The organism is Collinsella aerofaciens (assembly GCF_020709435.1).
Lineage (GTDB): Bacteria > Actinomycetota > Coriobacteriia > Coriobacteriales > Coriobacteriaceae > Collinsella > Collinsella aerofaciens_AU.
The window spans coordinates 98148-121878 of sequence record NZ_JAJFDP010000002.1 but is presented as its reverse complement, the minus strand read 5'-3'; the positions used below and the strand labels follow the sequence as shown (position 1 = coordinate 121878).

Annotated in this window: 21 protein-coding genes; 7 read left to right on the top strand and 14 right to left on the bottom strand. The window is 61.6% G+C overall.

Annotated features, from left to right (window positions below):
- Positions 1-82 precede the first annotated feature (82 nt).
- The 6 genes from rplM to LK493_RS02265 all read left to right on the top strand — a co-directional run bounded on the left by rplM (position 83) and on the right by LK493_RS02265 (position 7403).
- Positions 83-526 carry a 50S ribosomal protein L13 gene (gene rplM, locus LK493_RS02290; RefSeq protein ID WP_022094635.1) on the top strand — a complete coding sequence of 148 codons (444 nt, stop codon included), beginning with the start codon at positions 83-85 and terminating at the stop codon, positions 524-526.
- Positions 527-528: 2 nt separating this feature from the next.
- Positions 529-924, top strand: a complete 396-nt coding sequence (rpsI, locus tag LK493_RS02285; RefSeq protein WP_022094634.1) for a 30S ribosomal protein S9 — start codon at positions 529-531, stop codon at positions 922-924.
- A gap of 123 nt (positions 925-1047) precedes the next feature.
- Positions 1048-2385 (top strand): phosphoglucosamine mutase, encoded by a 1338-nt coding sequence (gene glmM, locus LK493_RS02280; RefSeq protein ID WP_227789978.1) that lies wholly within the window; start codon positions 1048-1050, stop codon positions 2383-2385.
- A 101-nt stretch (positions 2386-2486) separates the two neighbouring features.
- On the top strand, positions 2487-2954 hold the full coding sequence (locus LK493_RS02275) for a PTS sugar transporter subunit IIA (RefSeq protein WP_321573261.1): 468 nt from the start codon (positions 2487-2489) through the stop codon (positions 2952-2954).
- Between the two features lie 272 nt (positions 2955-3226).
- Positions 3227-3955, top strand: coding sequence for a glucosamine-6-phosphate deaminase (gene nagB, locus LK493_RS02270; RefSeq protein WP_227789976.1), 729 nt, complete (start codon positions 3227-3229; stop codon positions 3953-3955).
- A 448-nt stretch (positions 3956-4403) separates the two neighbouring features.
- Positions 4404-7403: an AfsR/SARP family transcriptional regulator gene (locus LK493_RS02265; RefSeq protein ID WP_227789975.1), complete on the top strand. Its 3000-nt coding sequence runs from the start codon at positions 4404-4406 to the stop codon at positions 7401-7403.
- A gap of 70 nt (positions 7404-7473) precedes the next feature.
- Here the strand turns inward: LK493_RS02265 and LK493_RS02260 are convergent, their stop codons facing one another.
- The 6 genes from LK493_RS02260 to LK493_RS02235 form a co-directional block, all read right to left on the bottom strand.
- Positions 7474-7773 carry a YhbY family RNA-binding protein gene (locus tag LK493_RS02260; RefSeq protein ID WP_006234690.1) on the bottom strand — a complete coding sequence of 100 codons (300 nt, stop codon included), beginning with the start codon at positions 7771-7773 and terminating at the stop codon, positions 7474-7476.
- A gap of 158 nt (positions 7774-7931) precedes the next feature.
- Positions 7932-8756: a methyltransferase domain-containing protein gene (locus LK493_RS02255; RefSeq protein ID WP_227790057.1), complete on the bottom strand. Its 825-nt coding sequence runs from the start codon at positions 8754-8756 to the stop codon at positions 7932-7934.
- 389 nt (positions 8757-9145) lie between these two features.
- The gene (locus LK493_RS02250; RefSeq protein ID WP_035136908.1) at positions 9146-10510 is read right to left on the bottom strand and encodes a PFL family protein; all 1365 of its coding nucleotides are present in this window, start codon (positions 10508-10510) and stop codon (positions 9146-9148) included.
- Between the two features lie 108 nt (positions 10511-10618).
- Positions 10619-13168: a homocysteine S-methyltransferase family protein gene (locus tag LK493_RS02245; protein WP_227789974.1), complete on the bottom strand. Its 2550-nt coding sequence runs from the start codon at positions 13166-13168 to the stop codon at positions 10619-10621.
- Between the two features lie 9 nt (positions 13169-13177).
- Positions 13178-13966, bottom strand: a complete 789-nt coding sequence (locus LK493_RS02240) for a vitamin B12 dependent-methionine synthase activation domain-containing protein (RefSeq protein WP_227789973.1) — start codon at positions 13964-13966, stop codon at positions 13178-13180.
- Positions 13966-14838, bottom strand: a complete 873-nt coding sequence (locus LK493_RS02235) for a methylenetetrahydrofolate reductase (RefSeq protein ID WP_161115993.1) — start codon at positions 14836-14838, stop codon at positions 13966-13968. The genes LK493_RS02240 and LK493_RS02235 overlap by 1 nt, the downstream gene beginning before the upstream one ends.
- A 425-nt stretch (positions 14839-15263) precedes the next feature.
- Here LK493_RS02235 and LK493_RS02230 point away from each other — a divergent pair, with 425 nt between their 5' ends.
- Entirely contained in the window at positions 15264-17351 is a 2088-nt protein-coding gene (locus LK493_RS02230) for a glutamine synthetase III family protein (RefSeq protein WP_161160572.1), read from the top strand.
- Between the two features lie 589 nt (positions 17352-17940).
- On the opposite strand, the gene LK493_RS02220 is transcribed toward LK493_RS02230, so the two are convergent.
- From LK493_RS02220 to LK493_RS02190, 8 genes are all read right to left on the bottom strand, one after another.
- Positions 17941-19002, bottom strand: coding sequence for a GH25 family lysozyme (locus LK493_RS02220; protein ID WP_321573259.1), 1062 nt, complete (start codon positions 19000-19002; stop codon positions 17941-17943).
- Between the two features lie 2 nt (positions 19003-19004).
- Positions 19005-19586 (bottom strand): C39 family peptidase, encoded by a 582-nt coding sequence (locus LK493_RS02215; RefSeq protein WP_227789972.1) that lies wholly within the window; start codon positions 19584-19586, stop codon positions 19005-19007.
- A 17-nt stretch (positions 19587-19603) separates the two neighbouring features.
- Positions 19604-19837 carry a holin gene (locus LK493_RS02210; RefSeq protein WP_117800487.1) on the bottom strand — a complete coding sequence of 78 codons (234 nt, stop codon included), beginning with the start codon at positions 19835-19837 and terminating at the stop codon, positions 19604-19606.
- An 8-nt stretch (positions 19838-19845) separates the two neighbouring features.
- Positions 19846-20181 (bottom strand): hypothetical protein, encoded by a 336-nt coding sequence (locus tag LK493_RS02205; protein ID WP_227789971.1) that lies wholly within the window; start codon positions 20179-20181, stop codon positions 19846-19848.
- Entirely contained in the window at positions 20181-20288 is a 108-nt protein-coding gene (locus LK493_RS10195) for a CD1375 family protein (RefSeq protein WP_252200017.1), read from the bottom strand. Before LK493_RS10195 ends, LK493_RS02205 begins: the two co-directional genes overlap by 1 nt.
- A gap of 2 nt (positions 20289-20290) precedes the next feature.
- Positions 20291-20563, bottom strand: coding sequence for a hypothetical protein (locus tag LK493_RS02200; protein WP_227789970.1), 273 nt, complete (start codon positions 20561-20563; stop codon positions 20291-20293).
- Positions 20547-21767 carry an RNA-directed DNA polymerase gene (locus LK493_RS02195; RefSeq protein WP_227789969.1) on the bottom strand — a complete coding sequence of 407 codons (1221 nt, stop codon included), beginning with the start codon at positions 21765-21767 and terminating at the stop codon, positions 20547-20549. Before LK493_RS02195 ends, LK493_RS02200 begins: the two co-directional genes overlap by 17 nt.
- 362 nt (positions 21768-22129) lie before the next feature.
- Entirely contained in the window at positions 22130-23725 is a 1596-nt protein-coding gene (locus tag LK493_RS02190; RefSeq protein ID WP_227789968.1) for a hypothetical protein, read from the bottom strand.
- Positions 23726-23731: the final 6 nt, after the last annotated feature.

Genomic DNA, 23731 nt, shown 5'->3' with positions numbered 1-23731 from the left:
GCGAGCGGGGTAATATGGACGGGTTACTTGCAGAGCCCCGTGAATCTCTGTAACAACACGTACTGTACATGGAGGAGTCTAAGTGATTTCGAAATCGACTCACTACGCCAAGCAGGGCGAGGTCCAGCGCAACTGGGTTCTCGTCGACGCCGATGGTGCTGTCCTGGGCCGTCTTGCCACCCAGATCGCAATGATCCTGCGCGGTAAGAACAAGCCCCAGTTCACGCCCAACAGCGACTGCGGCGACTTCGTTGTCGTCATCAACGCCGATAAGGTCCAGCTTACCGGTAACAAGGCCGACACGAAGACCTATTATCGCCACAGCGGCTACAACGGCGGCCTCAAGGCTGAGAGCTTCCGCCAGGCTATGGAGAAGCACCCGGAGAAGGTCATCGAGCGCGCCGTTCGCGGTATGCTGCCCAAGACCACCCTCGGCCGTGCCCAGATGACCAAGCTTAAGGTCTACGCTGGTGCCGAGCATCCGCATGCTGCCCAGAACCCCACGAAGATTGAGCTGGAGGCTTAAAGATGGCTGAGAACACCGTTGTCTACCAGGGTACCGGCCGTCGTAAGAACGCCGTCGCCCGCGTCCGTCTCGTCCCCGGCACCGGCAAGGTGACCATCAACAAGCGTGACGCCGAGCAGTATTTCGGCCGTCATCAGCTCGTTGAGAACGCCCTTGCTCCCTTCAAGGTGACCGACACCGCCGGTCAGTTCGATGTTATCGCTCTGTGCGATGGCGGCGGCATCTCCGGTCAGTCTGGCGCTCTGCGCCTGGGCATCGCTCGCGCTCTTCTGAACGCTGGCGACTACCGTGCTGACCTCAAGAAGGCCGGTTTCCTTACGCGCGATGCTCGCGTGGTCGAGCGCAAGAAGTACGGCCTCAAGAAGGCCCGCCGCGCTCCACAGTTCTCCAAGCGCTAAGGTTTTATCTCCTTTCGAGATACAATGTACAAGCGGGGCCTGCCGATTGCTCGGCGGGTCCCGCTTTTCTTTTTCGACTAGGGTGGGCGACTGCGTTTTGCCCACTTGGGAAGGAGCGATCCTATGCCCCAGAACATCTTCGGTACCGATGGCGTCCGTGGCGTCGCCAACGCCGACCTCTCGTGCGACCTCGCGTTTCGCCTGGGCCGCGCGGCGACCAAGTTCCTCGGCCCGGATATCTGCATCGGCCGCGACACGCGTCTTTCGGGCACCATGCTCGAGAGCGCGCTGACCGCCGGCATCATGGCCGAGGGCGGCCGTCCGCACTGCTGCGGCGTTATCCCTACGCCGGCCGTGGCGCTGCTCACCGTCCAAAACGAGCTCGATGGCGGCATCGTCATTTCTGCTTCGCATAATCCGCCGGAGTTCAACGGCATCAAGTTCTTTAGCCGCAAGGGCATGAAGCTTCCCGACGCGGTTGAGGAAGAGATCAGCGCCTGGGTCATGTCCGAGGAGGCCATGGCTGCCGACACGCTGCCGACCGGCGCCGGTGTGGGTCACATCATCAAGATGAAGTACGCCCGCAAGGCATATGTCGATCATGCCATCAGCACGCTCGACGGCCTTAAGCTCGACGGCCTGGTTGTTGCCGTCGACTGCGGTCACGGTGCTTCCTGCCAGACCACGCCCGCCGCGCTGCAGCGCCTGGGCGCCACGGTCCATGCCATCAACACCGATTACTGCGGCACTGACATTAACGTTGAGTGTGGCTCCACGCACCTTGAGCCCCTGCGCGAGCTCGTGCTGCGCACCCACGCCGATATCGGCCTTGCCCACGACGGCGACGCCGATCGCGTGCTGTTCGTGGACAGCGAGGGCAACGAGATTGATGGCGACTACATCCTGGCTATCTGCGGCTCCGACCTTGCTGCTCGCGGCAAGCTCGCCAACTCCGAGATCGTCTCGACCGTCATGTGCAACCTGGGCTTCTCCATCGCAATGAAGGAGCAGGGCTTTGAGATGGTCCAGACCGCCGTGGGCGACCGCTATGTTCTTGAGCGCATGCTCGAGGACGGTGCTGTTATCGGTGGCGAGCAGTCCGGCCACATCATCTTCCTGGAGCACAACACCACCGGCGACGGTCTGGTGACGGCTCTGCAGCTGCTGGCCGTGCTCAAGCGCACCGGCCGCACCCTTACCGACCTTGCCGGCATCATGAAGAAGTACCCGCAGGTGCTCGTCAACGTGCATTCGGACAACAAGGCCGGCCTGGACGATTGCCAGCCCATTTGGGACGCCGTCGCTGCCGCCGAGAAGGAGCTTGACGGCCGCGGCCGCATTCTGGTGCGCCCGAGCGGTACTGAGCCGCTGGTTCGCGTTATGGCCGAGGCGGAGACGCACGAGCTGACCCAGCGTGTTGTCGACGACATCGTCGAGGTTGTCAAGCGCGAACTTCCCTAATGGTCAAAAACGGGTGCCAAGTGGTAAACTGTTAAAGCTATTTTGGTTGATTGGTATGTCCGAGGGGGATCATGTTCACTAAAGTCCTAAGGTCTTTTGGTATGCGTGGTCGAGTCCTTACGCTGGATGCTCCCATCTCGGGCGACGTCATTCCGTTGTCCGAGGTCAATGACCAGACATTTGCCACCGGCCTTTTGGGCCAGGGCGTGGCGATTCAGCCTACGGGTACGCGCGTGATTGCGCCGGCAGACGCCAAGGTCGAGGCCATTTTTCCCACGGGACACGCCGCTGCGCTCAACACGGTCGATGGCTTGGACGTGCTCATCCACGTTGGCTTGGACACTGTTCAGCTCGAGGGCAAGCACTTTACCGTACATGCGCAAGTGGGTGACATCGTCCATAAGGGCGATGTACTCATTGAGTTCGATCGCGAGGCAATTGCTGCCGAGGGCTACGATGTGACGGTTCCCATCTTGGTGTGCAACTCCGTTGAGTTCTCGAGTATCAAGGGCTCCGTTGGCGTGCATGTCGAAGAGATGGACCAGCTCATCGTTGCTCGCGAGCGATAGCAAGTGCACGTGGCCATTAGCCTACAATTCAAACACGTTTACGGAGGGCGCCCTTGAAAGAGGACGCCCTCCGTGGCAAGATGGGATTTGTCCGAAGCTAAAAGGCTTCGGGTCACCGTGGACGGGCAGGGGCCTCGACGCGGCTAGACACGAGACACATACATTACGCGACCTCGCCCTGGTGGCCGCACACGTTGGTTGCGGCCGACGCGGGCCGCGGGCAAGTGCTTGTAAGGGGAGCCTTGCCTCTCTTGTACGAGAAAGGACGCGTAATGAAGATCATTAAAGCTAAAGACTACGAGGATATGAGCCGCAAGGCCGCCAATATCATCTCGGCGCAGGTTATCCTCAAGCCCGATTGCGTGCTGGGCCTTGCCACCGGCTCCACCCCGATCGGTGCCTACAAGCAGCTCGCTGCTTGGTACGAGAAGGGCGACGTCGACTTTGCCGAGGTCAGCACCTACAACCTGGACGAGTATCGCGGCCTTTCGCACGACGATCCCCAGAGCTATCACTACTTTATGCGTGAGAACTTCTTCGATCACATCAACATCGACCTGAACAACACGCATGTGCCCGACGGTTCCAACCCCGACGCCGCCGCTGTCTGCTCTGAGTACGACAAGATCGTCGCCGCCGCCGGTTACCCGGATCTGCAGCTGCTCGGCATTGGCAACAACGGCCACATCGGCTTCAACGAGCCCGATGACCACTTTTCCAAGGGCACGCACTGCGTCGACCTCACCGAGAGCACCATTCAGGCCAACAGCCGCCTGTTCGACAGCATCGACGACGTTCCCCGTCAGGCCTACACCATGGGTACCCAGACCATCATGTATGCCCGCATGATCCTGGTCGTCGCCAACGGCGAGGCCAAGGCTCAGGCCGTGCATGACATGTGCTACGGTCCGGTTACGCCCGCGTGCCCGGCTTCGATCCTGCAGCTGCACACCAACTGCGTTGTCGTTGCCGACGAGGCCGCCCTTTCGCTCTGCGAGTAGCGCGAATCCTGCACCTCGACATAGCCTTGCCTAAGGCCTCCGCTTTGCGGGGGCCTTTTTGCTATCCCTTTCCGCCCGCTTGACCAAAATCTTGCCGCAAGCTTGACGAATGCCGGATGTCCAACAGTTTGATTCATTTCATACCAGATTCTATGCAAAAATGCCACTAAAAGGTCGTAGACGGTAGCGGGTGCTAGGCGAGTTGAATGACATAGCTGAACCTTGTTCATCTGCGTTACACTGCCGCTTAGATGGGACAAGCTGACAAGCTCATTTACCTGCTTAAAGACCGATTAGTCGGGGGATTAATAACAATCGGCCCTCGCTGTACAAAAACTTGCCGCTTGCGTACCGAAAGACAACCTAAAACACAAAACCGCTCTATTCATGGTGCGGCTTGTATAGTCTTGCGGTTACGGTGTCCATACGGTCGAGTAGAGGAGCAGGTATGGTAAACGATTTGGATAGTATAGACGACCTCGAACTGATGCCGCTGGGCGGAGGCTATATGGTGCGACGTGAGCGTCTGCTAAATGAGCTTATCGCCAAGGGCCGAAAGGCCGGCATCGTGGTTCTCTACGCGCCTGATGGCTTTGGGAAAACCTCGGTGCTGCTGCAGTACACCCAAGAGGTAAAAAGTGACCCGACGCGAGGCCCCGTGCGGATTATCGAGGCGGATCGAGCCATTGGGCGCGAGGTGTTTATGCAGCTCGAGGTGGTAACCGAAGAGCTCAAAGACAAGCCGCATTCCCTTGTCGCGATTGATAATGTGCCAAATCTCGATCAGCACGATACCGAAGACCTCATTGACAGGATTCGCGGCCTGCGCGCTATGGGGGTAGGGGTCTTTATTTCCTGCCGTCCTTCAAATCGTCAGCTGATTCATGGGCTGGGTGACTCGGTTAAGATCAATGCGCAAATGCTCAAGGTGCATGCCTATGAGTATTCGGCGTGGGCATCGGCGTTTTCGATTAGCACATCGCTTGACTTTTACCAGCTCACACAGGGTGTGCCCGAGCTTGTTTCGGCTTTGCAGACGGGTCTGTACGGCCAGGGCGATGTTGCCGGTCTGCTCGAAAGCGAGATTGTCAACGTGTATGGTGCGGCACTTGTCGATCTTGCTTCGCTCGACAATAATGCGCTGTTTTGCGTGGCATGTCTCATGGTTTTGATGGGCGAGGGCAATATTGCAGAACTCGAGGCTTGTGGAGTGAGGCTGTCGATGATCGACCAGTCCTACCTTGTACGCGATTACCCGATCTTTGGTTTAGATCCGGCCGACCGGAGCTTTACGTGCCTGGGCGCCGAGGATAACGGACGGCTTCGCCTGCGAAAGTTGGTGGCCGAGATCCGTCCCGAGCTAGTTCCGCGGGCGGCTCGAATTTTGCTCAAGGCAGGCCGATGTGATGCGGCGATGGACCTGGCCGACGCCTTTCTGGACCGTAGCGTGGTCCTTGAACTTGCCGGGCAGTATGGGGTCGATCTTGCTCTGACGGGGCACGGTGCCGATGTCTGCCGGGCGGCGTTGAGTACGATCGATGCCGAAGATCACGCTCCAGAGCCAACGCCTGCCGAGGCACTCGGCGTATATTTGGCGGCGGTCAGCGTGTCCAACACAAAGCTCGCCCGCTGCATGGCATCGCTCATTGAGCATGCGGGCGATCGGGCAGCCTGTGAAATAGATCCCGTTTCGTGGAAGGTCGCCCAGGTCCTTACGGCAGTTTGCTATGGGGACAACGGGCTTGGGCTTCCCATGAACCTTGCTGTGCCGGAAATCGAGACGGAACACACGGCACTCGACATGCTCTTTGCACATATCGGGGCCAAGCACTGGTTGGCTGAGCGGGGAGACGACGGTGGTGCTCTGCAGCAGCTCAAAACGCGCAAAGCATATGACTGCGAGCTCGATATCGCGGGGACTTTTATACGGGCCGATAGCATGCTAGTGGAGCTCTTCGATGGGTCGTTTGCGGGGATCGACGAGCGCGACGACGAGATGGCGCTGATACGGGACGCGCTCGATGTACGTGGACTTAAGGCGCCGGCTATCTGGGTGCGCATGGTGCTGGCGGCACGGCGGCTCCTTTCCGGCTTGCCGGTAACCGACGACGCGGCGTTCAACGAGCTCGATCGCTTTGCCGTACGCATGCGCGACAACCAGATTCAGCTGTTTGGCCTGCTGCTAGAAGGCTGGCAATCGCTGGCAGAAGGTCGGCCGGTCAATGCGAAGTTCCGCGCGGTCCAGGTGCTCAAACTAGCTGAGGAGCCAATTGCATACATGCGCGACAATGCGTTGCTGCTGGAGCGTACGGCGTATCTGCGTAACACCTCGATGGTTTCGGTGCGCGAGGAGGCGGAGCTGCTCGATATAAGCCAGACGCAGGTTGGTGGTGCAGAAGCATGGATGGTGGCGCTGCATTTGGCTTGCGCGGGGCGAGATAGCGATCTTGCGGCCTGGATGTCCATGAATCGCGCGGGGATTCTAGAGCCATCGTATCGGCTCTTTGCACGCCTTGCCATGCATTGTCTGGGCGAGCCGGCGGCCAGAATTCGTAAGAAACTCCCCGTGCGCGAGCTATCGCGGTACTCGCTGCGTGACGATCTGGAAGGGGAGGGTGAGCGCCTGTTTCAGGCTGGCGAGGTTGAAGCCGTCGATGCTATCGAACATATCGAGATTCGCATGTTTGGGGCGTTTCGCGCCGAGCGCGACGGGTTTCCCATCACGGACAAGATGTGGCGCCGCAAGAAAGCGGCAACGCTCGCCGAACGGCTTGCGCTGGGCATGGATGCGCTGGTCGACCGCGAGACACTGGCCATGGAACTGTGGCCCCATGCTGAGTTCAATAGCGCCCGCAACAACTTGTACTCGACGATATCACGCCTGCGCTCGGCCTTGGGGCCGACGCCGGACGGCAAATCGTGCGTGCTCATCCAAAATGAATGCATTGGGCTCAACAGTGACTACGTCAAGACCGATGTACGGCTGTTTGACCAGATAAGCCGCGAGGTTTTGGGAAATCGCACGGGTGCGCGCGGGCCCCATTTAGTTGAGCTGTGCCTTAAGATTGAGCAGCTTTATGCCGGACCGCTGTATGTTCCCAATGGCTGTAATCCCACCTACTTTTTGCGTATGCGACGCATTATGCAGTCAAAGTTCATCGATTGCATGATTAAGGGAGCAAATGCCGCTCTAGAAGAAAACGATTTGCAGTCGGCGATTTGGCTGGCGGAGTCGGGGCTTCGACAGGAAACGGCGCGTGAGGATATGGTGCGCTGCGCCATGCGTGTCTACAGTGCGGCGGGGCGGCGGCGCGATATCGTCGAGCTATACAGTGGACATATGCACCATCTGAGGGAGCAGGTCAATGGCGTGCCCGAGCCCGAGACGCGGCGTCTATACGAGCGCTTGGTGGAGGGGCGGCTCAATCGCGTGTTGGTCGAGCGATAAAAAAACGGGCGCCCGAAGTACTTGGGCACCCGTAAGCTTGCTATGTGTTGGATCGCCGGATCATTGGCTCTTAGACGAGCTTGATCTTCTCGATGTCCTTGCGCGAGGACTCGCGATACAGTGAGAACTTGCGGCCGATGACCTGGACGACCTCGGCGTGGCAACGCTCGGCGAGCTCCTCGGCGGCCTCGCGGGCGGAAAGGCTGGAGCCATCGAGCACGGAGCACTTAACGAGCTCGTGCTTCTCCAGATAGGCGACCGTCTGCTCGACGGTGCCCTCGTTGACATCGGACTTACCGATGATGATGGCGGGGTTGAGGTGATGGGCCATGCTGCGAAGCTGCTTGACCTGTGCTCCTGTCAGTGCCATGGGTTCTCGCTTTCTATGTATGGGGCGCCCCGCGACGGGGCCTTAATTTACGTGAGCTGTCCCACGATAGCGCAGGAACGGTGCGGTGTGGAGCGCGTTTGCCCAGTTCAAAAAGAATGCGGATGCCGAGTGAGTGGGCAGTGCGGGCTGCGAACAGGCTATGAGCTGGGCGCAGAGACCGGCTCCCATGCAATAAACGCCCAACGGACCTTGCGGACGTGGTCGAGCATGTAGCGTCCCTGCGGCACGCCCTTGGAGCCCGGCTCGCCGGCACGGGGATTCTCAATCATGTGTTGAGCGATGTAGTCGCGCAGGCGGTCGATCTTATCCTCGTTGCCATGCTCGAGCATACGGGAAAAATCTGCTACGCCCGCCTCAAGGCTATCGAAGGTGTCGCGACGGGGCGATTCAAAGTACGTAACCTGCGGCAGGGCACCCATCTGAATGAGGATATTAAAAGCATACACAAAGCCATTACTGCAGGTAACCGAGGCGCCGATGGCGTTCATCAGGTGCAGATCATAGCGCGGGCTGGAGTTGGCGACCATCGTGACAGCGCAACGCCGACGAGCCGTACGATCAAGCTTGGCAAGCGCGCCTTTTAGGTTGGTCGTCGTAACCGACCGACTGGCAAAGGCAACATCTACCGCTTTTGCGATCGGTCCAACCAAATACCAGTCATCATCCCAAGCAAGCTCAAGCGGCGTAATAAGATCTTCGAGCCCGTAATACTCAATGCCGGCATCAAGCGTGCCCAACATGGCAGGAGAGAAGTCGGCAGCAATCACGGAATGCCCAGCCTGAGCAAGCGGAATAGCAATCGACCCAGCCCCACACCCCATATCAAGCACCGACTCGCCGGGCTCAAGCGCCAACAGCTTTATAAAATCCCGAGCATAAGGGGCAGTCTCCAACGGCCGAAAATGCCGAGCCCGCTTATCCCATTCAAAAGAATCATCAGCCCGATGCCGAGCGGCCTGCATCTGCATCCACTCCTGGTTCCAATCTGTGGAAAGCAGCTCAGAACGATTCTCCCCATCAACCACGGGCCAACCTCCTAGCAACAAAAAAGCGGCCCCTCCCAAAAGAAGAGCCGCAACAAGCATATATCAGAAAAAGAACCGTTCCAACGCCAAACCGCCGCACCAGCCAAGTGGTGCAGGAGCGAAGCGACTGCAACCGGGATAGAACCCAACTGAGGTCCCGTTGTGCGGGAGCCCCGCCGCCGGGCGGCAGACATATAAGGTCGATCGCGAGTTTCGCACGCAAAGGAGGCCACTTAATGTGGCCTCCGTCTTGCGCAGGACTGTCCGAGCAGGCGACCTTATATGTCTGCCGCCCGGCGGCGGGGCTCCTCGCCCGAACCCCTCAGCTAGTTCTTCAGCGAGTTCAGCGGTGCCGGGAAGCGTCCACCACGGTGGGCAAGCACGGTGCCGGCGTTGGGGTTCACCGGCATGATGGGTGCACGGCCAAACAGGCCGCCGTACTCGACGCAGTCGCCCACGCCCTTGCCGATGGCGGGAATCACGCGGACGGCCGTGGTTTTGTTGTTGATGACGCCGATAGCCATCTCGTCGGCGATGATGCCGGCGATGGTCTCGACCGGGGTGTCGCCGGGGATGGCGATCATGTCCAGGCCGACGGAGCACACGCAGGTCATGGCCTCGAGCTTCTCGAGCGAAAGCGCGCCGGCCTCGACGGCGGCGATCATGCCGGCGTCCTCGGACACGGGGATAAAGGCGCCGGAGAGACCGCCCACGCTGGAACTGGCCATGACGCCGCCCTTCTTGACGGCATCGTTGAGCATGGCGAGCGCGCAGGTCGTGCCCGGGCCACCGCAGGTGCCCACGCCGATGATCTCGAGGATGCGCGCGACGGAGTCGCCGATGGCGGGCGTGGGAGCCAGCGACAGGTCGACAATGCCCTTCTCGACCCCCAGGCGATGGGCGGCCTCGCGGCTCATGAGCTCGCCGGCACGGGTGATCTTAAAGGCGGTCTGCTTAATCTTCTCGGCGACTTCCATCATCGATGCGGAATCGGGCAGCGTCTCCAGGGCTGCGGCCATAACGCCGGGCCCCGAAACGCCTACGTTGATGACGGCGTCGGCCTCGCCACCGCCGTGGACGGCGCCCGCCATAAACGGGGAGTCCTCGACCATGTTGGCAAAGCAGACAAACTTGGAAGCGCCGACGGAATCCTGATCGGCCGTGAGCTTGGCGGCATCGATGATGGTCTGCGCGGCCATGAGCACGGCGTCCATGTTGATGCCGGCGCGCAGGCTGGCGACGTTGACGCTGGAGCAGACGCGGCTCGTGGTGGCGAGCGCCTGCGGAATGGACTGGATAACGCGGCGGTCGGCGTCGCCGATTCCCTTCTGGACGAGCGCGGAGAAGCCGCCCAGGTAGTCGATGCCGAGGGTCTCGGCTGCACGGTCGAGGGCATGCGCGATGGGGGTGAGGTCCTCATCCTTGCAGCACGCGGCAATCTGCGCCACCGGGGTGACGGAAACGCGCTTGTTGACGATGGGGATACCGTACTCGCGCTCGAGGTTCTCGGCGGTCTCGACCAAGTGCTCAGCCGTGTGCGTCACGTGGTCGTAGATCTTCGTGCACATGCGGTCGAGGTTCTCGTCACCGCAACCCATGAGCGAAACACCCATGGTAATGGTTCTGATGTCGAGGTTCTGCTCCTCAACCATGCCGCGGGTTTCCGCGATTTCTGCGGGCGTGATCGCCATCCTTGCGCTCCTATCTGCCAAAACGAGCATAGTCTTATCTATTCTAACGTGCCGCACGTGCCAAGTGGCGCGTGCGGCACGTTTTGGTGCTCGGTTGTTTCCGTTGTGTTACTGCCCAAAGACCTCTTCGGCGATGCGCGCGCTCTCGGCGGCGTCCTTGGCGTAGTAGTCCGCGCCGATCTGCTTGGCGTATTCGGGGGTGAGCACGGCGCCGCCCACGATGATCTTGACGCCTGGGACCTCGGCATGAAGTAGCTTGATGGTCTCCTCCATGGCGACGACCGTGGTGGTCATAAGCGCCGAAAGGCCGACGAGCTTAATGTCGCGCTCCTTGACGGTCTTGAGCACCTCCTGCGGATCGACGTCGCGACCCAGATCAAAGACGGTATAGCCGTAGTTATCGAGCAGCATCTTAACGATGTTCTTACCGATATCGTGGATGTCACCTTTAACGGTGGCCACGCAGATCTTACCCTTGTCGGCAATCTCGCCGGCGGGCATCAGGCGCTTGATGGTGTCGAAGCCCACGCGTGCGGCTTCGGCCGAGGCCATGAGCTGCGGCAAGAAGAACTTGCCCTGGTCAAAGAGGACGCCAACCTCGTCGAGGGCGGGGATAAAGTGGTTGTTGATGAGGTCCATGGCGTCGTGATCTGCCAGCAGACGCTCGGTCTCGGCCGCGATTTCGCCCTTGCGGCCCGAGACGACCATGTGGCGGATGGGGTCGTCGTTGCCGTCGGTGCCAGCAGCGGGCACAGTGTCGGTCGATACTGCCTGAGCCGCCGCCGGGTTCGCGGCGATCTTGTACGGATCGGTCCAGCCGGCGTAGCGCTCGATGTATCCGGTCGAGCCCTCGTCCTCAACGCTCAGGACGCGATAGCTGTAGACGGTATCCATAAAGCGCTTGGAACCCGGGTTCATGATGGGGGCATCCAGACCTGCACCAAAGGCGGCGGCCAAAAAGACCGAGCCCAGCAGCGGCCGCGCGGGCAGGCCAAAGCTGATGTTCGATACGCCGAGTGCGCACTTGACGCCCAGGCGCTCCTTGCACAGAGACATGGCACGTAGAATCTGCTCAGCCTGGCGCTGGTTGGTCGAGGCGGTCATGACCAGGCAGTCGATGAGGATGCGGTCCGGGCCGATGCCGTAATGGGCGGCCTCGGCCACGATGCGCTCGGCGATGGCGAAGCGGGCCTCGGCGGTATCGGGGATGCCGCCCTCGTCGAGCGTAAGGCCGACGACGTTGGTGCCGTAGTGGGCCACCAGCGGAAAGATCTCATCCATGATCTGTTGTTTGCCATTGACCGAGTTGATGATGGGCTTGCCGGCGTAGCGGCGCACGGCGGCCTCGACGGCTGCGGGGTCGGTGGAGTCGATCTGCAGCGGCAGCAGCGTGGAGCCCTGGAGCTGCTCGGTGGCCTGCTGGATGACCTTGACCTCGTCGATCTCGGGCAGGCCCACGTTGACGTCCAGGATGTCGGCGCCCTGCTCCTGCTGGCTGATGCCCTGACTCACGACGTAGTCCAGGTCGCCGTCGCGCAGGGCCTGCTGCAGGCGCTTTTTGCCGGTGGGGTTGATGCGCTCGCCGATGACGGCGATCTTGTGGCCGTCGCAGGGGAGGTCCACGACCGTCTGGGCGCTCGTGACCGACATGCTGGGCTTGCGGTGGCGCGGGCTGGGCGTGTGGTTGTCGATAAGCGTGCGCAAGGCCGCCATGTGCGCCGGCGTGGTGCCGCAGCAACCGCCCACGACGCTCACGCCGTCCTCGATCATGCCGGCGACGGCCTCGGCGTACTCGGGTGCCTGGATATCAAAGACGGTATTGCCGTCATCGTCCACGCGGGGCAGTCCCGCATTGGCCTGCACCATAACGGGCTTGTCGGTGACGGTGAGCATGCGCGCGGCGAGCCCTCGGAGCTCGGCCGGGCCCTGGCTGCAGTTGATGCCCAGGACGTCGGCGCCGATGGCGTCGAGGGTGATGGCGGCGACCTCGGGGCTCGTGCCCAAGAAGGTGCGGCCGTCTTCCTCAAAGGTCATAGTGGCAAAGACGGGCAGGTCGGAGTTCTCGCGGCAGGCGAGGACGGCCGCCTTGATCTCGGCCAGGTCGGTCATGGTCTCGATAATAAAGAGGTCGACGCCCGCAGCGACGCCGGCGCGCACCTCCTCGGCAAAGAGGTCGTAGGCCTCGTCAAAGCTGAGGGTGCCCAGGGGGCGCAGCAGGGCGCCGATGGGGCCGATGTCGCCGGCGACGTAGCGGGCGCCGGCCTCGCGGGCGCAGGTGACTGCCGCGGCAAAGACGTCTGCCACGGTGGCGGCGCCGTCGAGCTTGTGGGCGTTGGCGCCAAAGGTGTTGGCGGTGATCACGTCACAGCCAGCTTCGACGTACTGACGCTGGATATCGGTGATGACCCGGGGTTCCTCAAAGTTGAGCAGTTCGGGCAGGGCGCCTGCCTTCATGCCGGCGGCCTGCAACATGGTGCCCATGCCGCCGTCAAACAGCAGGTGCCCGGTGCCCTCGATGGCGGCACGCAGGCGATCGTCCTTAATGCGAAGGTCATCGATCGTGCGCGTTTTGTACGCGGCACCGTTGCAGCGCGCAGCATTGACGGGTGCCGCCAGCGCGGCACCGTCCAGATCATGAGTGATAAGCGGAGTAAACATCGATGGCTCCTAATGGCTGGAATAGCAGGTGGTGTGGGCGGCGCGGAAGCGGCAGTGCTCACGCATGCGGCAGATATTGCAGGTGGGGCGGCTCTGGGCGTCGTGGACCTCGCCGTCGAACAGACCGATCACCGCGGTCACGCTCTTGGTGGGCATGAGCAGGCTGGTGGGGGTGACGGTAAGCCCGATGAGCCGTGTGGCGTTGAGCGCGTCCACGATTGAGCGCTGGGCCGTAAGCGGGCAGTCGCCATAGCCGGGACTGAAGCGCCAGTTGCCGGCGAGCCCGTGTGCAGCGGCGTCTGTCTTGACCTGTCGGTCCATCTGCTCAACAGCAGCTTCTACATAGGCAGAGCATGCGGCGTCGAGCACGGCGCCTTCCAGGGGTTGCTGGGCTCCCGTGGTGCGCAGGCGACGCTCGGCGTCCATGCCGAGGGTGCAGGCCATGAGCGCCGCCAGGCGGGCGTCTTTGAGATGTCGATAGATATCACGACCCCGCAGCTCAACATTGGTGCCAACCAAGCGGATGCAGGGCTCGCCCTGCTCGTCAACGCCCGTGGCATCGACGGCAAACACGCGTCGCACGCCGCGGGGCTCGATATCCAGCTCTAGGCGCTCGACCACAAGCTCAATTCGTCGTGACAGATCGGGCTCAATCTGCTGGCCGCCGTAGCCCAGATACTGCAGCATCTCGGCACGGTCGACACGAGGGTGGTGGGCAGCGTCGATACGGTAAAGCGCCGGCGACGCAAGGTCGGCCGGCACTTCAGCAACGGTTGTATCGACGTGCGGTTTTTCCATTACCCCAGGCGCTCCATAATGGTCGCGGCGATTGCAGGACGGTTCATAGTGTACAGGTGCAGACCGTCGGCACCGTGCTCCTTAAGGTCGCAAAGCTGACGAGCAGCATAATCTACACCGGCTGCCTGCAGGCTCTCGGGGTCGTTCTCGTACTTGGCGAGGATCTTGATGACGGGGGAGGGCAGCGACGCGCCGCACATAAAGACCATGCGGCTGATCTGCGACTTGCCCATAAACGGCATGATGCCCGCGGTAATGGGCACGGTGATGCCGGCCTTGTCGGCAAGCTCGCGGAAGCGATAGAAGCACTCGTTATCAAAGAAGAGCTGTGTCACAAAGAAGCTCGCGCCGGCGTCTTGCTTTTGCTTGAGGTGCTCGACCGAGAGGTTGAGATCCTCGCAGGCAATGTGGCCTTCGGGGTAGGCTGCGGCTCCCACGCAAAAGCCGGCGTCGACGAGCTCGGGGATGAGGTCGCGGGCGTAGGCGTAGTCGGAGGCAGGCTTGTCGTCCTCGGTCGCGCCGGCGGGCAGGTCGCCGCGCAGGGCTAGCACGTTTTCCACGCCGGCAGTGCGATACTCGTCAATCTTGGCGGCGATGTCGGCGTGGGTGCGGCCCACGCAGGTGAGATGCGCTACCGAGGGCGTATCGAATTCGCTCGAAATCATATGCGCGATGGGGGCGGTGGTGGCACCGTTACCCGAGCCGCCGGCCGAGCAGGTGACCGAGACAAAGCTCGGCGAAAGCTTACACAGATTGCCTGCCACCTCGCGAGCCGTGTCGAGGGTAAGCTCGCCCTTGGGCGGGAACATCTCAAACGAAACGGGTGCGGTGCCCTGGGATGCTGCCTGCTTAAAAACCTCGTCGACGCGCATATCGTGCTCCTTTAGATACTTAATAGTGTGATGTGTTGTAAGGATTCTACAGCACCACTGTGTTACGGTGGAGTTTCACTCGCTATTTGGGGATACCAATCGAAAATGCTTCGCTATCGGCATTTCCTATAACGGGGTAGTCAATCTAAGATCGGACTATATTGAATGGTATTTGATGCGAAATACCAGTTAATAGAGCCCATCCCAAATTGACTACCCTTAAACTATGGGGAGAGGTCTGCAATTTATACAGTTGATTGGCTGTTGAGGGTGGCAATGCCGCCTCGATAGGGTAACCTCATTGATTGGTTTCGTGACAGCAACATAACGGTAATGTCGCGGAAACACGACGAGCCTAATCTATGACTCGTTCGTTAGTAATCAACACCGCTTCTCACGCGGTGCCGATACGAAGGGAGTTCCGTATGGCCGATCTTACTGACCGCTTCGGGACCATGGTGTTCTCTGAGGAAGTCATGAAGGACTACCTCCCCAAGGACATTTGGAAGCGCCTTGCTGCAACCCTCGAGGGCGGTGAGCCGCTCGACCTGGATGTGGCCAACGCCGTTGCCCACGCCATGAAGGTCTGGGCCATCTCCAAGGGTGCGACGCACTACGCACACTGGTTCCAGCCGCTTTCGGGCATTACTTCCGAGAAGCACGACAGCTTCCTGGAGCCCAACCACGACGGCACCGCTATTACCAAGTTTACGGGCAAGAACCTCATCCAGGGCGAGCCGGACGCCTCCAGCTTCCCCAACGGCGGCCTGCGCGCCACCTTCGAGGCCCGTGGCTACACCGCTTGGGATCCCACCAGCCCCGCTTTTATCAAGGACGATGTCCTGTGCATCCCCACGGCTTTCTGCTCCTACACGGGCGAGGCCCTGGACAAGAAGACCCCGCTGCTGCGCTCCATGACCGCGCTCTCGCGTGAGTCCAAGCGCGTTTTGGCGCTGTTTGGTAAGACCCCCAAGAAGGTCGTTCCTTCCGTGGGCGATGAGCAGGAGTACTTCCTGATCAAGAAAGACGCTTACCGCAAGCGCAGGGACCTGGTCATCACCGGCCGCACCCTCTTTGGTGCTGCTCCCTGCAAGGGCCAGGAGCTCGAGGAGCACTACTTTGGCGCTATCCGCCCCACCGTCTCGGCCTATATGAAGGACCTGGACGATGAGCTGTGGGCGCTTGGCATTCCCGCCAAGACCAAGCACAACGAGGTCGCTCCCTGCCAGCATGAGCTCGCCCCTGTCTATGGCGAGGTCAACGAGGCCATCGACCAGAATCTGGTCATGATGGAGAAGATGAAGCTCATCGCCTCCCGCCACGACTTGGTCTGCCTGCTGCACGAGAAGCCCTTCGAGGGCATCAACGGTTCGGGCAAGCACAACAACTGGTCGCTTGGCACCGAGTCCGAGAATCTGCTCGATCCGGGCGACACTCCGCTCGACAACCTGCAGTTCATCGTCTTCCTCACCGCGGTGATCGAGGCCGTCGATAACTATCAGGAGCTCCTGCGTGCCTCCGTTGCCTCGGCCGGCAACGACCATCGTCTGGGCGCCAACGAGGCTCCTCCGGCGATTATGTCCATCTTCCTGGGCGACCAGCTTACCGAGGTCGTCGAGAAGATCATCGATGGCAAGGCTTCCGTCCATGCCACGCGCGGCGTGCTCGACCTGGGCGCCGATACCCTGCCCAAGTTGATGCAGGACAACACCGACCGCAACCGCACCTCCCCGTTCGCCTTCACCGGCAACAAGTTCGAGTTCCGTGCCTGCGGCTCCGAGCAGAACGTCTCCGACTCCAACCTGGTGCTCGATGCCGCCGTGGCCAAGTCGCTCAAGTCCTTCGCCGACGCACTCGAGGGTACGCCCGAGGATAAGTTCCAGGACGCCGCGCTCGAGTACTGCAAGAAGGTGCTGACCGATCACCAGCGCATCCTGTTCTCCGGCGACGGTTACTCCGACGAGTGGCCCATCGAGGCCGAGAAGCGCGGCCTTGCCAACAACAAGACCACGGCCGACGCCCTGCCCGCCTTTGTTTCCGATAAGGCCATTGCGCTCTTTGAGGAGACGGGTGTCCTGACCAAGGCCGAGGCCCAGTGCCGTTACGACTGCAAGCTCGAGAAGTACAACAAGCTCATGAACATCGAGGCTACCACGATGGTTCGCGAGGCGCGTCGTACCTATCGCCCGGTCATTACCGCCTACGCCACCAAGGTCGCTAAGGGCCTCGAGACTATTCGTGCCGCCGGTGCTGAGGCCGCCATGCAGTGCGAGCAGAACACGCTCAACAAGCTCTGCAACGGCATCACCGCCATCAACGACTCCATCAAGGCGCTCGACGCCGTGCATCAGAAGGCCGAGGCCCTCGATGGCCAGGAGCAGGCCAATGTGTATGCACACGAGGTCGTTCCCGCTATGGATACGCTGCGCGCCGCCGTGGACGCCATGGAGGAGATCGTTGCCGCCGACTACTGGCCGGTCCCGACCTACGACGACATCCTGTTCTACGTGTAGAACGTAACTGACATATCGTCACGGTATTGAGCCGGGGTCCGCATCGCGCGGGCCCCGGCTTTTTGTTTGAGAAGGACGCTTTGAAGCCCGTTTTGCAACTGATTCACCCACGCAATAAGGGGTCGTGGGCAAAAAACGTCAAATATGAGTACTGTCACAAGTGCTGTAGCATTATTTTTTTGTAAAATATGCTGTGTTACGCAACATATGTCCAAGTACTTAGCTGATAAACGTCTGCAATTCTTCCGCCGTAGGATTCCTGGCGTCTAAATCGCCTTCTGGTGATATGCAATCGCTGTTACTAAATTGGTAACAGTACTCATATTTGCTATTTTTTGCCCACGGGCCCTTGGATGACAGTGTGATTTAATGCCCTCGGGGTTCGAATCCCCGGCACATGGATAGCAAAAAGCCCGTCACCGCGAGGGCAACGGGCTTCTCAGTTTAAATGGTGCCCCGTTTCAAAAGATAGTCGAACCCAGGTACTGGCCCTCGGTCGTTCCGTGTTCATCAGGTTTTCCCGGGCCGCCTAAAATAGCAACTACTGAAAAAGGGGAGGCCCCGCGAGGAGCCTCCCCTTTCCTTTTGGCTATCCGACCACCAAAACTTGGCCGGGGTAGATCACGTTCGGGTTCGCCAGCCCGTTCGCCTTGGCCAGCGTCTGGTAGTCCGTGCCGTACTTGGCGGCGATGCCCGAGAGCGTGTCGCCGCTCTTGACAGTGTAGGTCTTCTTGGGCGACGCCCCGAGGCGGTCGTTGACCACGCCCTGAACCTCTGCGTAGCGCCCGCCGAGCACGCGCTTGCGAAGCTCGCCGCTGCCGAGCTGCCCACGGATTACCGCGTCGGCCAGCTCCGTGGCGCTCGTGTTCAGGACGTAGTTCACCAACTCCTGCACCTCGTCGTAGCGGCCGCCGAGCGCCTTCTTGCGCGCGTCTCCGTTGCCGTAGGTGCCGTCCATGACGCGGGCGGCCAGCTCGAGCGCCGTCTCCTGCGGCTGCGGGACCGTCCCGCTCGGCTTGGCATCGGGCACGGGCAGGCCCTTGGGGTTCGCCACCCTGTCCCAGCCGTCCGCATCGAGGTGCGCGATGTCGAGGTCGAGCGGCCCGTCATATCCGTCGAGGCGGCCGTTGGAGCTGTACTGGTGGAGCGCGCACTCGTTCCACGCGCCGAAGCCGCCGAAGGGCAGCCACGGGGTCGCCTGGTATGCCGTACGCTCCGTGTTGGCATATTGGGCGACCCACAGCGGGTGGTCCTTGGCCACGGCGCTCCAGTCGTCCTCGGTGCATACGCTGCGGCTCATGTAGACAGCGCATCGGATGCCCGTCAGCTCGTGGACGCGGTCGAGAAACTTCTTGGCTCCTGCGGCCCCGTGGACCATGCCGTACATCTCGTAATCGAGCGCGGGCACGCCGTTGCCGAAGTAGTTCTTGGTCTGCGATACGAAGAACTCGGCCTGCTTCACCGGGTCTTCGCCGTTCAGGAAGTGGTAGAAGCCCCACTTCTTCCCGAGCGCCTTGGCCTTCTGGACGAAGCCGTCGCAGGTGTCGTGGACGATTCCGGTGCCCTCGGTCGCCTTGCAGATCATGAAGTCGAACGGGACCTTGTCGAGGTCGATGCCCCTCTGGTAGTTGCTGATGTCGATGCCATGCACCGTCAATCACTCCCTATAGCGATGAAGTACGCCCACGATACGCTGGCGAACTCGTCTGTGTTCAGATTCACTTGTCCCTCGTCTGGGTCGCGGATGTCGGCCGTGCTGCCGTCCCACCCGCATATGAGCACGATGTGGCCGCCGTAGGCCCTCCCGCCCTCGTGGAGCTGGCCGGTCATGGAGCCGAACACCATCCAGCCGCGCCCGGCATACCCGAGCGCCTCCTGCTGGTCGTAGAGCAGGCCCGTGCTCGACAGGCCTCCGTCGTTCGCGCGCATCCACGCGCAGAACTTCTGCATGTCGTTCAGGCCGTCCGTGGTGCACGTGTCGCCGACGGTCAGCGCGAGCCGCAGCGGCGTCCACTCCTCGCCGGTGAGGCGGGTGTACGCCATGGCCGCGCTCGTGAGGCCGCAGCCGCTCGTTGCGATGTCGTCCCCCGCATAGGGGAGAGCACCCCAGCGCTCGTCCGTCTGGAGGTAGGTCGGGACCTGCGCGGGGGCGCTCCTGTCATAGACGGTCGGTATCGCCTTTCCGGCCGTCCGCACCTGCGGCATCCCCAGCTCGAGAGAGAGGAAGACGAGCACGGATGCCGCGAGCAGCGCTAGTGCCGCATCGCAAACGGCGAGGTACCCTCCTCGACCTCCGGGACTCCGGCGATTGAGGTGAGTACCGATACCACTGCGGTGCACGCGGCCACGGCCGCGATCTGGCCCCAGTCGAGCGACGTGATGGCCACGGCGGTCGAGCCGATGAGCGTCACGGCCGTCTGGGCCGCCGTCTTCACGGCTCGGACTCCTGCGGCGATGAGCCAGCGCTTGAGCGCGTCCTTGTTCATAGTTGCTCCTAACCATTGTGGTTCTCGGGATGCGTGTGTTCGGGGATGCTGCCGTGTATGTCCATGGTGTTGGCGTGCGCCCTGATCGTCTCGATGTACGTGTCCCCGTGGAGGAGGGCGTAGTTGTCGGCGCGCTTGTTGAGCGTGTCCAGCTCCATGGCCGTGATGTAGCCCCTGGCCTCTGCCTCCTCGTAGCTGCGCACGATGGAGGCCTTTAGTTGAGAGCGCTGCGCGGATATGACGGCCGAGTACTCCTTGCGGATGTCATGCAGCTGCCTGCCGAGATACCCGGCGAGGCCCGTCACCACCGCGAGCGTCAGTCCGCTGATAACGGTGGAGAGCATCAGGCCTCCTCGTCCAGCATCTTCTGCACCTTCTCGCGCCAAAGCTCGGGCACCTCGTCGATGGTGCGCTTGCCCGCCTTGACCTGTCGGTAATAGATCTTCGCCATTGCTACTCACCTCCCTTGATTGCCGCCACGAGGTCTCCGAGTTCGGCCAGTGCGGCCTCCTGGTCCTCGATTGCCGACTGCTGCTCCGCGACCATGTCGCCGAGCTCCGCGAGGGCGTCGCCGCTGTCGCTGGCGCTCTGCTCGGTCTCGTCGATTCGCTCGTCGAGGGTCATGCCGTCGCGCACGGCCTGCTCCCAGAGCCGGTCGAACGCCTCGGTGGCCTCGTCCTTCGAGATGGCTGCGAGGACGTACTGCTCGTCAGCCTGCCACTCCACGGTGGCTTCTCCGGCAGGGTCGATCTGCTCGCGCGTCACCTTCTGGATGTTGCGGCGCAGCCTGATGTCCGCGAAGCCGTCCGGGCGCTCGTGGTAGTCCACGGCCTGAAGCTCCGCCGTCGAATAAACTCTCATCGAGTCTCCTCTCGGTCTCGGCAAGGCTCACGACGTCCTTGCACCGTGCGAATGTATCCTCCGCGTGATATTTCTCGATGACTCCCTTGCTGCAGCTGTGTTTCAGGTAGCCGTAGTAGCTGATGCAGCGCCGGGCAAGCGGCAGCGGTATGACCTCCGACCGCCCGGCGAGCATGAAGGCCCGCCTGGCGCGCAGGAAGATGCCCGGCCGGATGGTTGTCTTGTACGTGTAGAAGACGAAGCCGACCATATCCAGCGGCTCCTTGTCGATGATGCACACCTTCCACGGCTTCAGCTCGACGTGCAGCTCGTCGTTCACGAACTTGGACAGGCGGCGCGCGGCCATCTTCAGGTCGCGCTTGTCGTGGCCCATGAGCAGGATGTCGTCCATGTAGAACAGCACATGGTCCACGAGGCGCTTATCCGTCACCACGCCCGTGCGCCTGTTCACGCGCGTCTTGCGCAGGTGCTCCTGCGCGTAGTGGTACGCGCGCGAGGCGTAGTAGTTGGCCAGGTATTGGCTTAGGAACGAGCCGATGTTCAGGCCGTGCGGGAACTGGTCGAGGAGGACGCCGACGAGGTAGAGCAGGGCCTCGTTCTTCACGTCGCGCGCGAGCATGGCGCGGAGCACGTCTTGGTCGATGCTCGGGTAGAACTTGCGGATGTCCAGCTTTATGAAGTACTTGGCCCCCGGCTCGCGTATCCACTTCTCGATGGCGTGCTTGGCGAATATCTGCCCGCGCCCCGGTATGGAGGCCGTCTGGTAGTCGCCTATCTTGGCCATGAGCATCTCGGACAGACCGTTCACCGCGATGTAGTCGAAGCACTGGTGCTTCGGCGTCTCGCGCCCGATGATGCGGTGCTTGCCGTTGATCGGCTCGATTCTATTGAAATACTGGATGGGGGCGACCGTGACGCGCCGCTCGCGTATCTCGGCGGCGAGGGAGCGCGCCAGCTCCTCCTCGCCTCCGTATTCGTCCAGAAGCGCCTGCACCTCCCTGCGCCCGCTCTTGCCTCGCAGGAAGTCGCGGACCGCGACGAGGCAGAAGCCCTCGTCCTCGATGTCCACGCGCTTGCAGTAACGCCTCATTGTTTCCTATCTGGTTTTGGCGTTCTTCGCCGCCTGGCTACCAAACGCCGTGTGGTTTATATTTTCGTCAGTTGACGGGGCAAGCCCGCTCGAAGCGGGTGGACTCGACGAGCGTGTTCCGCGTTTGACCAGATTTCCGACCGCCATAGTTCCACCTGTAGTTGCCGAGCCTGTTGTTCGAATTGCCGTAGAAGGCACCGTACATAGACCCATTCCTGAGATTGCCGAAGCACTGCAGAAGGCCGAGAACCAAGCGGCTACCGCCGAGAACCCCCAAGGGGCCTGGGAGGGGTGATGAGGGGGCGCTGCCCCCTCGCTTGCGCTTCACCCCCGCACCATGGCTAGGCCATGGTGACCCCCAGGCCAGATAGCCGACCGCCACAGGTCCACCAGGCGCCGCCGAGCCCGAAGTTCGAACCGCCGTAGAAGGCACCGCACAGAGACCCAGTCCAGAGATCGCCGAAGCACCGCAGCTCTCGCAGGCCGGGGGATGAGATCGGGTCGGAATATATCGCGTCGCAGGTGCCCGTCGTCGAGGTTCCCTTGGAGCCTGTAGGCACGAGGAGGCCGGGGCACTTCGCGGACTCCTGCCAGTCCTCGTTGTACATCCACTGGCCGTTGGTCTTGCTGTCGCGCGCTGGCAGCTCGAGGTCGAGCTTGACGTGGTTGGCGTCGAGGGCCGAGGAGTACTTGCGCGAATCGAAGCACTTGTACAGCTCGCAGTGGCCCTCGTCGGCCGACGTCTTGACCTGATTCACGATCACGTCGCACAGCGGCTCGTACGCTCCGCAGAGCACCTCGATGCCCTGGATGCGGTACGGCTGGCGATGCTTGGGCTTGCCCGCGAGCGGGTAGCCGTCCGTGCCGAGCAGGTTGTCGCACGTGCCCGTCTTCCACGGCATGGCGCTCACGTAGTCGTCGACGGCCGTGGTGAACGGTGCGCCGTCGACGTAGACCGCGCATCGGTCGCTCATCGTCTCGATCTTGGTGACGGTGCGGTAGGCGAACGTGGACTGGCCTGCGGTCGCTCCTCGGTCGCTGTTCGGGCCGCAGTTCAGCGTGGAGCCGACGAGGAAGTAGTCGGCCGCAGCCTTCGGCAGCAGCACGCGGTTCACGCCCGTCTCGGCCTCGAGGACCTTGTATTGGTTCGCGTAGTCGGTGCAGCCGCCGAGGCTCTGCAGGTCTTGCGTGGCGTACTTGAGCATGAGCATGAGCTGGAGGTAGAAGTTGTCGGCGACCGTGCGGCCCGTGTAGCCCGCGCCCTTCTTCTTGCTGTAGCTGATGCCGGTGTCGTGCGAGCCGAACTGGAACGTGTGGACCTTGCCGGAGTAGCTGTGGGGCACGTTGTTGGAATCGCACCACGCGAGATAGGGCGAGAACACGAGGAGCGGTCGCTCGGTGCCGTCGGCGTACTTCTGGCCCGGCAGCGGCCTCATGCCCTCGTACTTGGTGTCGGAGTAGAGCAGGCGCTTGTATCCGTTGCTGCGCGTGATGCTGTAGTAGCCGGGGCAGGCCATGACCCAGACGTCGCCGTTGGAGCCGTCGGCCCTGAAGCGGCCGTCGCCCTTCATGGCCGTGCAGTGGAACTTGCCGCTGTCGTCGACCGTGCCGTTCACCGTGAAGTACTCGAAGGCGTTGAGCTTGGAGTAGTCGTCGCGGCCCGCCGTGGTGTTGGTGGCGGGCTGGCACACGAGGCCGACGTTGTCGCGCGTCTTGATGCCCTTGGGGTCGTTCGAGTAGGTGTACTCGGGGATGTCGACGCCGTACACCTTGCCGTCACGGCGCAGGCTGAACCACTCGCCGAGGTTGTCGTACTCGCCCTTGGTGCCGTCGTAGTGCGGCGCGACGGCCACGGGGTTCGCCGAGGCCTTGTGCACCTTGGTGATGAGGTCGACGGTGTCGCCGAACGTCATGACCTTGTTTACCTGTACTGCCATTATTTC